We start from the raw sequence: 14326 nt of genomic DNA on the forward strand, positions 1-14326 counted from the left end.
AACAGGTGACAACTCGACTGGATTCAGCGACTTTTTTGATTTGTCGCAAATTTCGTCCGCGATCTGAATTCGACAGGAAATAATTAAACGATGCGGCTGCATGGAAATTGAAGATCGATCCGCGGAAAACAAGAGCAGGCTGCCTCAAACATGCATCTGCGATGCACTCTTCTTTGATGACACAAATCGAACACACGACCCCCGGTTTCGTTTCGAAATTTTTTCCGATAATTTTCAATGTGAATCCTCATTTCTTCTATTTTTTCTCCGGTTTCTGAAACCTCTTTTCACAGCCTTGAGTATTCAAGACGCGGGACAAACAACATGGTTTTGAGAAGAGCCATGTGACGTTTCTTTTTCGCAACATGTTGTCTTTGATCATCGTTTTACAGGTATTAGAAAGCCAACACTGAGGGAGTTCATGGAAATCTACTTTTTTCTAAAATCCATTTCCGACAACTCCCAAAAACTAAGCTATATCAATACTGACCAGGCGCAACCACAGGTCGCAAAACATCAGAGAAGGCAAGATGTGAATCAAGAAACAATTATTCACAACACCAGAAAAGAGTTGGGGAAACGAATGACATCAGCAACAAAGAGTTACATCAAAGGATTGCTTGCCATCACAGCCGGAGTCTGTTTCATGATTCAACCCGGAGCCATCAGTGCACAACAACCTGGGGCCATCTTGCAACAAAAAACATTATCACCACGTGCGCTCGAAAGCCTGGTCACCGGTATCGCCTTCTATCCGGATGACCTCGTCGAAACCATTCTGCAGGCGTCGCAACATCCTCTGGCGATCCGTCAGGCCACCAGACAAAACGGAGTTCAAATCGGCGGCGGTCGCTTTGCACAACGCATTCAGCAATTCAAAAAAGTAAGCGATCCAAACGTCGAGAAACTGAAGCAGTACCCGGAAATCCTGGCACAGTTGGGCGACAACATCGCCACTACCACTCTGCTGGGACGGGCCTATAAGACACAACCCGATGATGTCTGGCGCGCCATCGATAAGCTGCGTGCTGAAGTCGACGCGGCTCTGGAAGAACAACCAGAACAATTCGTTGATGCCAGCGGCGCACCTTTAACGGGTCAAGCAGCTTACGTGGCAGCCGCCGGTTATGTTGCTGGTCGCTATTTCGTACCCGCGACTGTTTCTGAACTGTATGCCGCTTACGCGTATCCAAATCAGACAACAACGACCGCAACCTATCATGGTGAAAATGTCAGCGGTTCCGCCACACAAACTTCAACCACAGGCCCCTATGGTCATGCGACCGCGTCTACAGGCAACAGTTCCACAACTTACACCGGCCCGAACGGGAATACGGTTACGGGAGCTACACAAGGGGGAAGTGTCGTCTATCAAAATGGCGCAACGACCGTTGGTGCGGGTGCTGCCACAACCACCGTCACGGGTCCTCAAGGAAATTCCGCGACCGCCACAGGAACGGGCATTGCCGGCAAAACAACGGTCGGCAGCACCACCTACTTCGGTGCAGCAGGCGGGGGAACGGTAAACACATCGAACGGACTGTCCGCGACCGGCGCCGGTCAGGTCACTGGTTCAGTAACACAAACACAAACCGGAGCCAACTACAATACCCAAGCCAGCGGATCTGTCGCAACCAACACCGGCGTGAATGCCTATGGAAGCCGCAGCACCAACGGCAGCGTCAATCAGAACGCCGACGGTTCGGTGAGTGGAGTCCGCTCTTCATCTACTTCGGTGCAAGGCGCCAACGGTTACGCTAACGTACAACACAACAGCTCAGGCACCGCAACCGGTAATGGAAACGGCACCTACAACGGTTCGACCTCCATCGATTCCAGCAAAGGATCGGCCTCGGTCAACACGACAGCTGCCAATGGTCAAGTCAGTTCCACGGTCACCACAGACAATGGCACGAAAACAGGCACGCTGGGAGACGGACAGGTCGGCCAGGGTTCTTCTACAGCCAGCAGTCGTCAATCGAGCAGTAGCCAACAGGCCGCCCGTTCGTCTAACAATCGCAGCAGCCAGAGTGGGTCATATCGCTCCAGCCGCCAGTCGTCTGCCGCGAATTCGCGCTATAGTAAATCATCGAGTCAACAGATTGCCTCCGGCTTAAAGAGCATGCAGAAAAACTGGGGACAGCTCAGCCAGCAGATCAATCGTTCGTCTCAGGCTGCGGCTTCACACAACGGACGATCATCCTCTTCATCACAACGTTCGACGTCCGGATATTCGCGCAGCTCACAAAACCGGTCTTCCTACTCAAACAGAACCCCCGCATACTCGCGAGGCAGTTCGTCTTATTCTCGGGGAAGTTCTTCACGAGGCAGCAGCCGTGGATCATCTGGTCGCTCACGCGGCGGTCGTAGATAAGTTTTGCTCTCAATCATTAATTTAAAACAAACACGCCTCTTCTCTCGATTGAGAAGGGGCGTGTTTTATTTTTACCAATCTTGTTCAGATTCGGATTATTTTCTTCGCCTTTTTTGAAACGGTTATTAGGATAGAAAGCAGGTATGTCACTCATTTTCTCACACTTTTCTGTGTTCGAACCTGGAATCATATTCAAACCGGGGCCACGGTATGAAAAATATGAAGAACCATTCCCTCAGCACGACTGAGTTCTTCACCATTATGGTGATCATCACCATTCTTGCTGCATTGCTCGTTCCCCAAGTCCAGCAGGCAGGTTCCAATCCCCGGCGTCAATATTTTAAAAATCAGATGAAAGCGATTGGATTGGCGTTACATGAATATCAGAATGAACATGGCTGTCTGCCTCCCGCTGTAGTCAGAGACGAACAAGGTAACCCGCTGCACAGTTGGCGGGCAATCCTGCTGCCTTACTTAAAGACAAAGCGTCCTTTTGAACAATATCAACTCGACTATCGGTTTGACGAACCTTGGAGCAGTCCCCACAATCAACGGGTGGCAGACAAAAACCCGAAACTGTTTCGCGGGGACTGGAAAATTTCTAAAAACAATTCCCCTACTGAAGAAAGAAGAAACTCAAAGCTGGTCGCCGTTATTGACAATAGCAGCTACTGGCCCGAGAACCAGACGCGTCAGATTGGGAAAAACCGAATTGTTCTGATAGAGGTCCCCGAACTGCCCGGGTTATGGAACGAGCCCACTGACATTTCCCTTGATGAGCTGATCAACTTAACCCGGACTGATCGTTTTGCTCCTCACGGTGCCTTTGCTTTATACGACGACGGGCGAGTCCGCTGGCTCACAACTGGCGTATTCAACCCCGGTTACATGGATCACCTGCTGCAGGCGCCCTGATCCCCTCCTCCATGCCCTTTTTCACAAAATAGAAAACAAACCATTGACTTAGTGTCTATTAAACACTATCGTTTTCCTGAATCAAGTTGAGGCAAACTTGCCACCAGAACAGGAAAGACCATGCAGACAACCTTGGTAGAAATTAATCAAAGGGCTTCTCGACACTCGCCTGCCGACCGACTATGCTCGCGGCATCACGTCATCGTTCTCTCCAATTTTGCGCGTGGTTATGACAAGTATAGCCACGAATATTCCAAAACGCGGATTCCGGAAAGCAAATTTACGGACAAATTCCATCTGCTGGAACTCGACCAGCTCAATATCGGCATCGAGAAAAACAACAGGCTGTTAACCAAGCTGAATCTGCCGGGCAATGCACTACTCATTTTAGAGACACAAGTTGCAGAAAGCCGGCTGTTCAAAACCGAACACACGGGGCTGGGACACTATATCAAAGGAGATTCCATTCGCGTTCAACGCGTCTACCTGTTCAATCCAGACAGGACGCTGCGCGAAATTTCGATTGAGGAAGCGATGGCCCGTTCGCTCTCGGTTCTGCAACGAAACTTACCTCAGTATAGCGAACTTACACCCCGCTCCATCTCCCTATTACCAGTTGCCATCGGCTGTCAGGCGAAATGTTCGTTCTGTTTTTCCAAATCCTCTGCATCCGTGGAACAGGACAAGGGAACGTTATCACTGGAACAGATCGCGAGGTTGATGCAGGCCGCGAAATCACGTGGTACAAAGCGGGCCGTGATCACCGGCGGAGGCGAACCGACGCTTTATCCCCGTTCTAAACTACTGGAATTGATTCGCCTGGCTGCCGACTATTTCCCGCAAAAAGTCGTGTTGATTACAAACGGTTATCTTCTGACCGAGATGCCCGCGACAGAACGGCTCGTTTTTCTGGAAGAACTTCAGACCGCCGGGCTGACTACACTCGCCGTCTCTCACCATCATCATGACCTTGAGGTGAACCGGCGAATTATGAGTCTGGATATTGACGTCGCGCGAATCGCAGAATGCCTTGCTCAGAATCCGGATCGATTCCCCACACTTTCCCTGCGTCTGATCTGCGTGTTACAGAAAGGGGGCATTCAAGACGAAATCGCCATCCAGAATTATCTTAACTGGGCTGCATCTCTAAACGTGCGGGAAGTCTGCTTTAAAGAGTTGTATGTTTCCACCAGTGTCGAGTCCGAGTATTACTCCCGGCCTGCCAACGAGTGGAGCGAAGCACATCAGGTGCCACTCCGAGTTCTCTTGGACTATCTGCAAGCGAAAAACTGGAACCAGGTCGGCCAACTCCCCTGGGGTGCGGCCCTTTATGAACACCACATCAATGGTGTCCCGATGAAAGTCGCCGCCTATACCGAACCAAGCCTGCTCTGGGAATTGAGCCAGGGCTTATGTCGTAGCTGGAACATCATGGCCGACGGTCGCTGTTTAACCTCACTGGAAGATCGCAGGAGTGAAATCGAGATATCATGAATTTTCAGGAATACCGGGCCGCCAAAGAAACGTATCTGAAATCCGAGCCGCTACGGCTCGACTGTATGAATACACAGAAAGCACTGAGTCATCTTGCTCCCCCGGCAAGCGCAGCGGGAGAAGAAGCTTCACTGCAGGACGCGCTCTCCGTCTGGCAGGACGTGACTGGATTTAACCTTGATCACCTGCATGCCTTCCCCGGAAAAGGCGTCCGCGATCTGCTCACGCAACTCGTAAAACAGTTCAAACAGCAACAGGCCTCTTTCATTTTCCCGCAGGATGTCTATCCCGTTTATCATCAGATTTTAGAGGGTTACCCCTGCCGAACATACCGCACCCTGCCCGAATGGGAATTCGATTATTTAAGGGAATCATCTGAACAACGACAAGTTCTGCTACTGACGCAACCCGCGGTTCCTGTGGGACGTTACCTGAATCCATACGAAACCACGGCCCTCATCAACTGGTTAACCGCTGACGAAACTCGCACACTGATCATCGATGCCGCGTATGCTTACGAACCCAATCACAGCATTTACTCGCAACTCATCCAAACCAGACAATGCATCTGCCTGTTTTCTCTCTCAAAACCCTGGCTGATGCCCGAACAGTGGGGGCTCGCGGTCGGCCCCCAAGAGTTACTCGGAACGCATTTGCAACCGCGAGCTGACTTCACCTGCAACTGGGTCGAGACCATTCGCCTACACGCTGCACTGCCAACGCAGCTTCGTTCCGCGTTCAGTGAAGAATGGAAGCGACTGGCTCCCGCGATTCACAACTTCGCCCCTCACTGGCGACCGCCGCAAGCCGGCTATTATTCGACAGTTAACATTCCCTTTACACAACTCTTAGAGGAACAGAATGTCCTGGGCGTACCCGCCAGCGTCTTCGGCTCTGACAGGGAAGATGTGACCGTCATTTCATGCCTGTTCGCGATTCAACAACGGAGCCTCACGCACATTTGAAAACATCGACTAGCGTCTCTATTTATTGAATTTAGATGCACGCTCGTTGCCCCTTCCTGCTATACTATCTAAATGTACCCAATTCAGGCAGACGGGGGAGATCACTATGAAATTCTCGCGAATATGCAAATGGTTGCTGATTCCAGTATTAGCCGCCTTTGTGCACTGGGTCGTCATGTACTCGGAACACCAGAAGATCGCATTCGCCAAACAACGACTTCGTTCTAAGGGAGTAAATATCACGGAAATCTATCGCTTTAACCCCATCCGCGAGTCAACCTTCAAACTGGAATACGTATTTGACACAGAAGAACTCCGGATTTCGCATGTCAATCCTTTTACCTCTCACAGGGCATCTGATTTTATTGAGGACTTAAAAATACTGGCACCAGCGATCAGAGGTGTCGAAATCGAAGGCGCCGTCTTCACTGACCAGGATATGCAAGCCTTGCGTCAAATGCCAAATTTACGATACCTCAGTCTGAACGGTTCTGAATTGACTGAATCGGGAATTGAGGTTTTATCGAGTCTCAAACAACTTGGATCACTTACTATAGATGAGCTTCGGTTAGCAGACAGCAAGGTCATCTGGTTACAGAACTGCACAGAATTATGGAAACTCAATCTCGCCAAATCTGAACTCAGTCCTGAAACGTACCATCAATTCGCAGCACTGAAACAACTTGAGAAGCTTAGTCTGATCAATTCAAACATTAAATCAGATGACCTGCAATCTCTCACGAACCTTCCCCAATTAAGCGAGCTCATTCTTGCAGGCACACGGGTGGATGACCAGGCTGCACCTTACCTGAAAAAAATGAAGGCGCTGCACCAGCTGGATCTCAGTAGAACGAATGTCGGAGCCAATGTATGCAACCAGCTTTCGAACATCAACTTAAAAGAACTCATCCTTGCAAGGACGCAGGTAGACGACCGGGCGGCACCTTACCTCAAGAATCTGAAAACAATACACCGATTGAATCTCAGCAGAACGAACGTCGGAGATGAAGTATGCCGTCAGGTTTCGAAAATCAACAGTTTGCAACTCTTAAACCTGAAGCAGACTCCCATCACAGACAGTGGCGTTCAGGCACTTCTTGAGGGATGTCCCAATGTAAGATGGGTGAATCTCGACCGATGTCAAATTTCGAGCAACGCGTTTACTGCATCAAACAAGTGGCCAGCAAACCTGATTGCCCTTAGTCTCAAAGGGACAAAACTGTCTGAAACAGAGTTTCTGCAAATCTATCGCGATCATGACTCTTTAATCTGGGCTTCGTTCGACTGGAAAGACTATACAGATCCTGCTTATCAAAAGTTTATCTTAACTGAAAAACCACGTGTCATGCGTGCCAGAAAGAATCAAAAAGAGAACAGCTGACTGAAGAGTCAGATCACACGCTCCAGGTTCGTTTTCTGGGGAGCATCTTCATGAATTTCCCGATCCACAAAATTCTGATACAGACCGATTCCGAGAAAAAAATCGGCGGTTTAGTGCAGGGAGAACTGGCCCACATTCCCCCTGAGATTGAGCAAATAATTTCCGACAGAGATCGATTTGCCTTTCGACTAATTCTGGAAGAGTTCGTCGTGGGTCTGCTTAAAGAAATGAAGTCAGAACAAAATTTCACACAACGCGGGACCGCCCCCCACTATCAACTGGAAATTATTCTAGATCATTCCCGAGGGAAGATCTGTTTTAACGGACACCAGAAAGTAGTTCGCTTCAGTAACATTCGTAACTAATCATCGAATATGAAAGTGCCTCGTGAATTTGAAACGAAGACGCTTCAATAAATGGTTTCTGTTTCTGGCAATTCTGCTCTGCGGAGGGGGAGCTGCACTCTACTTCAAAGAAGATTCGATTTCGCTCGCGAAAGAACGACTCACGGCCAAAGGATTTTCTATCAGACCGGCTACCCGGTCTGATCTCATAGATGATTCATTACTGAGTCTCAAAAGTTATTTAAAAATGGAAGAAATCCGAGTTTCCCAGACTGAATGGTACAAAGAAAAGGAAATACTGGAAGTCACCGCGGAACTCAACGCATTAGCTCCGTTTATTGAATACTTAAGTTGTGGATTGACAAAAGTTCGAGACCGTGATGCACTTGTCATCGGCAAAATGCATTCATTAAGACATTTACAAATTTATGGGCCAGACTTAACAGATAAGGGAGTTTCAGCGCTATCCGACCTGAAGGATCTCGAACGGCTTGAGCTGTATGCACCACAGGCCACCGACGAAGGACTGAACTGGCTTCACCGTTGTACTCAACTGTCCTGGCTCTTTCTGTCAGACGCCAAACTGGGAACGAGTACCCTCCAGCAGTTTGCCAACCACCAAGAGCTGTTTCGAATCGACATACAAGGCACAAATGTGAAATCTACTGACCTGCAATATCTGACCCAACTTCCGCGGTTACATATGCTGGAATTGAATGGTACCTTTCTGGATGAGGAAGCAGCTCCATATTTACGTCAGATGAAATCTTTGGGCACATTGTATCTCAACGAAACGGAAGTGGGCGATCAGGTCTGCCAGGCGCTGGCATCGCTTCCCAAATTAAATTCACTGATGCTTAATGATACTCAGATTACCGATCAAGGCGTGCAGACTCTGCTCGCAGGTTGTCCTGAATTGAAAAGGCTTTCAATTCGAAACTGTCATATTTCAGGTAAAGCATTTTTTGCTGTGAAATTCTGGCCGGTCAAGCTGGAAAGCCTGGATGTAACAGGCACGAATTTAACCGGCGAGGAGATGCTAATACTGCTGAAGGATCATGAAACCCTTGAATCAATCTACATGACTCCCAAAGACTGTGATCCAGAAATAGCCAAACAGATCCATTCAATCAGAGAAGCAAGGCATCATCGGAGTCTGTATGGCCGATAAACAGCAGAACACGACGCATCAATCACAAACTGGCGCAGAGAATCCCAAGTGGAAAAACTGTGGAAACGTTCTAGTGGTGATCCTGATTTTGATCGTTCTCTCTCCTTAGTTTTACGGCTAACTGACAGCAAATGCGGCAAACGCTCAACAGGTTTCGCTCGCAATTCGCCACTAAAATCGGCTAACGCAAACTGACAGTCAATTACAGGCTTCCCGACAGACTCTATCAGGCTTGAGGCGATTCTTCCGTTTCCTGCTCCGCCGACTGTTCCGTGAAAAATTCCATTTCGCCACTTTTCACGTCATACAATGCACCGACCACCATCACCTTACCGGCCTCAACCAGATCGCGGATCACTTTGCTGCGCGCGGTGATTTCGTGCACACTGCGATAGACGTTCCGTCGGGCGACTTCGTCGATAAACAATTCCTGTTCTTCGGAAGTCATCTCGTTTAAATGTTCGCAGGCTTCTTCGTCCACACAGGGAACCAGCTCATTCACAATCGAATCCAGATGTGAGCAACCTGTGACCTGCGTGGTGTCGTTCTGATCGCACATGAGTTCCACGGTCGAAGTGACGGCACCACAGCGCGTGTGCCCCAGCACTAACACCAGTTTCACTCCCGCGACTGCGACGCCGTATTCAATGCTGCCTAGTGATTTATTCCCGATCACATTCCCGGCAACGCGGACGCTGAAAATGTCTCCGATGCCCAGATCCAATACCAATTCAGCCGGCACACGGGAATCGATGCAGCTCAACACAACGGCAATCGGGTTCTGTTCGCCCGCCGTCGCATTCACCTGACGGCCCAGATCGCGCGAGAGCCTGTTGCCAGTGTAAAACCGCCGGTTCCCTTCGCGCAATATTTCCAGTACCTGCTCTGCCGTCACGCGATCCTGTAATTCACGTGTGGAGAAATCGGCAAATTGAATCTCATCATGCAACTGATATTTTTTGCGAAAGCCGCGAAGACTGACAGAGACACCGCGCGCGGGACCGATTTTGGTTTTATATTCCTGGATCAGACTCAGAATATCAGGGTCAATATAATCGGTATCGCTGGCATCAATCAGCATGTGTATGCCCGGTTCTGCCTCGTTAAACAGTTGGTCCAACGCCGCCCGGTTCAAAAAACTAACCTGATTGGCGAGCTCAATATGCAGGATATCTCCCCCGAGGTGCGTTTCGACAATCCGCCGAATTGGCTGACGCAGACTACTGTTGAGAATAAACAGCACACTCACGCCCAGACCAATCAGAATTCCTGTCAGCAAGTCAGTAAAGACGATTGACAACAACGTGATCAGAAACGGCGCAAACTGATAGCGGCCCTCCTTCCACATCTGTCGAAACAGAGCGGGACTGGCCAGCTTAAATCCGGTGACGAACAGAATTGCCGCCAGGGCAGCGAGCGGAATCATGTTCAAATAAACGGGAAACAGGCCGACGCAAATCAGCAGCAACACGCCATGAAAGATGCAGGAAACCTTGGTCTTGGCGCCCGAGTTCACGTTCACCGATCCGCGGACAATCACTGACGTCACGGGCAAGCCGCCCACCAGTCCGGAAACCATATTTCCCACACCCTGTGCCACAAGTTCGCGACTGGCGGGCGAATTGCGATTTTCGGGATCGAGTTTGTCAACCGCTTCCAGATTCAATAACGTTTCCAGAGAAGCAACAATGGCGATCGTCACCCCTGCCAGATAAATCGCGGGATTGGCCCACTGGGAAAAATCGGGAAATTTCAAAAACGTCAATAAGTCATTGGCGGATTCCGCAACCGGAATCTGCACTAGGTGGCTGGCTTCAATGGCCCAGGGTCCGCCTAGCCGCTGAAACAACAGATGCAGACTTACCCCCAGCAGTACCACCACCAGCGGTCCAGGAATGACCGAATTCTTCAGCAGTTTGACGCGGCCCCAGGTTGTCAGCAACACAATCGACATGATTCCGACGACAGCAGCACCAAAGTGAATGTCTCCTTCAAACAGTGTCAGAATCTCGGAGAACGTATTCTGCTTGTCCGGTTGCGTAAATGACATTTCCCCTTCCGGGTCTGTATCGTGACCTAAAATGTGTGGAATCTGTTTGAGAATCAGAATTACGCCAATAGCCGCCAGCAGCCCTTTAATCACACTTGAGGGGAAAAAGGCAGATAATGAACCAGCGCGGACAATTCCCAGACCGATCTGAAGGATACCACCAATCATCACCGCCAGCAGAAATGCCTCGAAGGAACCCAGTGCTGCAATCTGCGCAATCACGATCGCCGTCAGACCAGCGGCTGGGCCACTAACGCTGGTACTGGAACCACTGATCGATCCGACTATAATTCCGCCGATAATCCCGGCCAAAATACCGGAGAACAGTGGTGCACCGGAGGCTAGTGCAATCCCCAGACACAAGGGGAGTGCCACCAGAAAGACCACCAGCCCCGATGTCAAATCGCGTGGCAGATAAGAAATTGGATAACTTGAGAGACGGGCTTCATCCATGGTGATTCATTCAGACATAAAACTTAGTTGGCGGGTTGAGAGCAAAATCAGTCTAACGAATTGATTTCCTGAAGAGAAATAAACTTGCTCAGATATAGTGTAAAAACGTTTCAACCGTTTTTTAGCGTAATCAACAGGCTTCGTCTATACTTTTGCTTCCTTATTATACGCAGTAACCTCTTTTTACAAATGGCATTTACCTCATTCTGAGATTTTCAGACTCCTATCTGATTTTTCCTCTTTAAAAACAAATTTGTGCGCTATAACAACAATAGGGAGAAGTAGTTCTCTCTGATCTGCATTCCTGTTTTCAAGGTCCCCAGAGCAATGATCATGCAATCACGACTTTTGGCGCATCTGTTCTATGCTTTTCTGATAATGGGGTTCATCCCTGCTGTAACAGCAGGTGATCAAGCGGCACCTCAATCGTGGTCACAATGGCGCGGCCCGAATCGTGATGGATCGATTTCCCAAACAAAGCTGCCAGAGAGTCTCGCAGAAGGTCGGTTGAAACAAATCTGGCGCGTGGAATTGAGTCCGAGTTATTCAGGTCCGATTGTCAGTGAAGACAAAGTCTTTGTCACTGAAACCGTGGATCAGAAAACCGAAGTCGTCCGCGCCCTGGATCGAAAAACCGGAAAGGAATTATGGAAACAGAGTTGGCCGGGCGCCATCAGCGTCCCGTTCTTTGCCAAAGCGAACGGTGACTGGATTCGAGCAACACCCGCATTGGATGGCAACCGACTGTTTGTGGCCGGCATTCGCGATGTGCTGGTCTGCCTCAATGCCAATACCGGGAAAGAACTCTGGCGCCTCGATTTCGTCAAAGAAACGGGAGCCAATCCACCTGCCTTTGGTTTCGCTTCTTCCCCCCTGATCGTCGGCGATGCAGTGTTCGTCCAGGCGGGCGGCGGCTTCTGTAAGGTCGATCAAAAAACAGGAAAAATCGTCTGGCGCATCCTTGAAGACGGGGGCGGCATGTTTGGCAGCGCGTTTTCTTCCCCGTTTTACACCAGCCTGAACGGTGTGCCTCAAATTATCGTACAGACCCGTACCACCCTCGCCGGCGTAGATCCCGATCGCGGAACTGTCTATTGGAAACAGGAAATCCCCGCTTTTCGTGGCATGAATATTCTAACGCCCACTGTTGTTGATGATTCGATTTTCACCAGCAGCTATGGCGGCGGCTCCTTTCTTTTCACGACTTCCAAAAACGAATCCGGCTGGAACCTTGAGCAGAAATGGACCAGTAAAACACAAGCCTACATGTCTTCGCCGAATATCATCAACGGTCATCTCTATCTACACTTGCGGAATCAGCGGTTCACCTGCCTCGATCTGAAGACGGGCGTAGTACGCTGGACAACCACTCCCTTTGGCAAATACTGGAGCACCGTTACCGATGGTGAAAAGATACTGGCTCTCGATCAAAAAGGTGATCTGCTGTTGATTCGAGCCAATCCTGAAAAGTTCGATCTCATTGACCAACGTAAAGTCGCCAATGATTCCTGGGCTCATATCGCTATCAGCGGGAATGAAATCCTGATTCGCGACTTAAATCACCTCACTCTTTATCGCTGGGAATGAATTCAAATCAACGAACGATCCAACACCATGAACGTCCCGGATATTCGTATCCGACAACTTAATCAGGCCCCGCTGAAAGGAGATGGTGCTTACGTTCTCTACTGGATGATCGCCAATCGTCGCACCCGCTATAACTATAGTTTGCAGCGCGCCGTCGAGCTGAGTCAGGCATTAAACAAACCGTTGCTGGTTTTCGAGGCGTTGCGCTGCGGCTACGAATGGGCCAGCGACCGCCTGCATCAATTTGTCCTACAGGGTATGGCTGCAAATCAGAAAAGTCTCAAAGATTCTGCCGCCACCTATTATTGCTATGTCGAGCCTGAAGCTGGTCATGGTTCGGGGCTGTTGAAAGCACTGGCTACGAACGCGTGTGCCGTCATCACCGATGACTTTCCCTGCTTCTTCATCCCCCGCATGCTGGAGCAGGTTGCACCACGGTTGCCTGTCAGTCTGGAAGCCATTGATTCGAACGGCCTGTTACCTATGCGAGCGGCTTCCCAGGTTTTCCCGACCGCCTACTCCTTTCGTCGATACTTGCACAAGAAGCTGCCGGCGCATTTGTTGGAGCGTCCACAGACCAATCCCCTGGCCCGCATCAAGCTGCCTCCGCTCAAGCAGATCCCGACGAAGATCCTTGAACGCTGGCCGCAGGCTACTGAGAAAACATTGCAGGCAACGCCGGAAACGCTGGCTGAGTTCCCCATTGACCATCAGGTCGGCCCCTCCGTGTTTCAGGGAGGCATGGACGCTGCGAAATCCAGGTTAAAGCAGTTTCTCGACAAACGTTTCGACCGCTATCTCGATGAACGAAATTTGCCTGAAGAGGACGTCACCAGCGGCTTCTCTCCCTATCTGCACTTCGGCCACATTTCGGCGCATGAAATTTTTGACCAGATCATCAACTGCGAACACTGGACGATAGAGAAAGTGCTAGATCAGAAAGCCACCGGGAAGCGGGCCGGCTGGTGGAACATGAGCGAAACCGCCGAAGCCTTTCTCGATCAACTCATCACCTGGCGCGAACTGGGATATAATATGTGCTGGCAGCGTGCCGATTATGATCAATATGAGTCACTACCCGACTGGGCACAAAAAACATTGGAAGAGCACGCCCGCGATCCGCGTGATCCCTGTTATACGCGGGAAGAATTTGAAAATGCAGAGACGCATGACGAACTATGGAATGCTGCCCAGACACAACTCGTCACCGAAGGCCGCCTGCATAATTACATGCGCATGGTCTGGGGCAAAAAAATTCTGCACTGGTCCGTCTCACCGCAAGAAGCACTGCAGACGATGATTTATCTCAACAACAAATACGCCGTAGACGGTCGCAATCCGAATTCTTACAGCGGCATTTTCTGGTGTCTCGGCCGATATGATCGTGCCTGGGGGCCGGAACGACCTATCTTCGGAAAAATCCGCTATATGTGCAGCAAAAACACGGCTCGTAAATTCAGCGTGTCCGGTTATCTCGAACGCTATTGCCGGGAATCGCGCCAGGGGCAATTGTTCGATTGATCTCTGGCTCACAATCACTACACTGTCTTTAAATATAAAGATTGACGTCTGCGATTTCTCTTGTCGAAATG

Annotated in this window: 10 protein-coding genes; 9 read left to right on the forward strand and 1 reads right to left on the reverse strand. The window is 49.9% G+C overall.

Annotation, left to right across the window (positions count from 1 at the left end):
* Positions 1-532 precede the first annotated feature (532 nt).
* The 7 genes from Enr17x_RS22190 (at position 533) to Enr17x_RS22220 (ending at position 8644) form a co-directional block, all read left to right on the forward strand.
* Positions 533-2374, forward strand: coding sequence for a DUF3300 domain-containing protein (locus Enr17x_RS22190; protein WP_198000739.1), 1842 nt, complete (start codon positions 533-535; stop codon positions 2372-2374).
* A gap of 219 nt (positions 2375-2593) precedes the next feature.
* Complete coding sequence (locus tag Enr17x_RS22195) at positions 2594-3289, forward strand: DUF1559 family PulG-like putative transporter (protein WP_232100813.1); 696 nt, start codon at positions 2594-2596, stop codon at positions 3287-3289.
* Positions 3290-3409: 120 nt separating this feature from the next.
* Complete coding sequence (locus Enr17x_RS22200) at positions 3410-4783, forward strand: radical SAM protein (RefSeq protein WP_145311883.1); 1374 nt, start codon at positions 3410-3412, stop codon at positions 4781-4783.
* A complete protein-coding gene (locus Enr17x_RS22205; RefSeq protein ID WP_145311884.1) occupies positions 4780-5748 on the forward strand; it encodes a PLP-dependent aminotransferase family protein in 969 nt (322 codons plus the stop codon). Before Enr17x_RS22200 ends, Enr17x_RS22205 begins: the two co-directional genes overlap by 4 nt.
* A 106-nt stretch (positions 5749-5854) precedes the next feature.
* Positions 5855-7129 carry a leucine-rich repeat domain-containing protein gene (locus tag Enr17x_RS22210; protein ID WP_145311885.1) on the forward strand — a complete coding sequence of 425 codons (1275 nt, stop codon included), beginning with the start codon at positions 5855-5857 and terminating at the stop codon, positions 7127-7129.
* A 50-nt stretch (positions 7130-7179) separates the two neighbouring features.
* Positions 7180-7494 carry a hypothetical protein gene (locus Enr17x_RS22215; protein ID WP_145311886.1) on the forward strand — a complete coding sequence of 105 codons (315 nt, stop codon included), beginning with the start codon at positions 7180-7182 and terminating at the stop codon, positions 7492-7494.
* A gap of 22 nt (positions 7495-7516) precedes the next feature.
* Complete coding sequence (locus Enr17x_RS22220) at positions 7517-8644, forward strand: leucine-rich repeat domain-containing protein (RefSeq protein ID WP_145311887.1); 1128 nt, start codon at positions 7517-7519, stop codon at positions 8642-8644.
* 226 nt (positions 8645-8870) lie between these two features.
* On the opposite strand, the gene Enr17x_RS22225 is transcribed toward Enr17x_RS22220, so the two are convergent.
* Entirely contained in the window at positions 8871-11147 is a 2277-nt protein-coding gene (locus Enr17x_RS22225; protein WP_145311888.1) for a bifunctional SulP family inorganic anion transporter/carbonic anhydrase, read from the reverse strand.
* 333 nt (positions 11148-11480) lie between these two features.
* On the opposite strand from Enr17x_RS22225, the gene Enr17x_RS22230 reads away from it, so the two are divergent.
* Positions 11481-12734: a PQQ-binding-like beta-propeller repeat protein gene (locus Enr17x_RS22230; protein ID WP_145311889.1), complete on the forward strand. Its 1254-nt coding sequence runs from the start codon at positions 11481-11483 to the stop codon at positions 12732-12734.
* A gap of 27 nt (positions 12735-12761) precedes the next feature.
* On the forward strand, positions 12762-14255 hold the full coding sequence (locus Enr17x_RS22235) for a cryptochrome/DNA photolyase family protein (protein ID WP_145311890.1): 1494 nt from the start codon (positions 12762-12764) through the stop codon (positions 14253-14255).
* Positions 14256-14326: the final 71 nt, after the last annotated feature.

The organism is Gimesia fumaroli, from assembly GCF_007754425.1.
Classification (GTDB): domain Bacteria; phylum Planctomycetota; class Planctomycetia; order Planctomycetales; family Planctomycetaceae; genus Gimesia; species Gimesia fumaroli.

Excerpts from the sequence above, each read along its gene's own strand:
- Enr17x_RS22205 (WP_145311884.1), top strand. The coding sequence starts at position 4,780 with ATGAATTTTCAGGAATACCGGGCCGCCAAAGAAACGTATCTGAAATCC.
- Enr17x_RS22225 (WP_145311888.1), bottom strand. The coding sequence starts at position 11,147 with ATGGATGAAGCCCGTCTCTCAAGTTATCCAATTTCTTATCTGCCACGC.
- Enr17x_RS22210 (WP_145311885.1), top strand. The coding sequence starts at position 5,855 with ATGAAATTCTCGCGAATATGCAAATGGTTGCTGATTCCAGTATTAGCC.
- Enr17x_RS22215 (WP_145311886.1), top strand. The coding sequence starts at position 7,180 with ATGAATTTCCCGATCCACAAAATTCTGATACAGACCGATTCCGAGAAA.
- Enr17x_RS22235 (WP_145311890.1), top strand. The coding sequence starts at position 12,762 with ATGAACGTCCCGGATATTCGTATCCGACAACTTAATCAGGCCCCGCTG.
- Enr17x_RS22195 (WP_232100813.1), top strand. The coding sequence starts at position 2,594 with ATGAAGAACCATTCCCTCAGCACGACTGAGTTCTTCACCATTATGGTG.
- Enr17x_RS22200 (WP_145311883.1), top strand. The coding sequence starts at position 3,410 with ATGCAGACAACCTTGGTAGAAATTAATCAAAGGGCTTCTCGACACTCG.
- Enr17x_RS22230 (WP_145311889.1), top strand. The coding sequence starts at position 11,481 with ATGCAATCACGACTTTTGGCGCATCTGTTCTATGCTTTTCTGATAATG.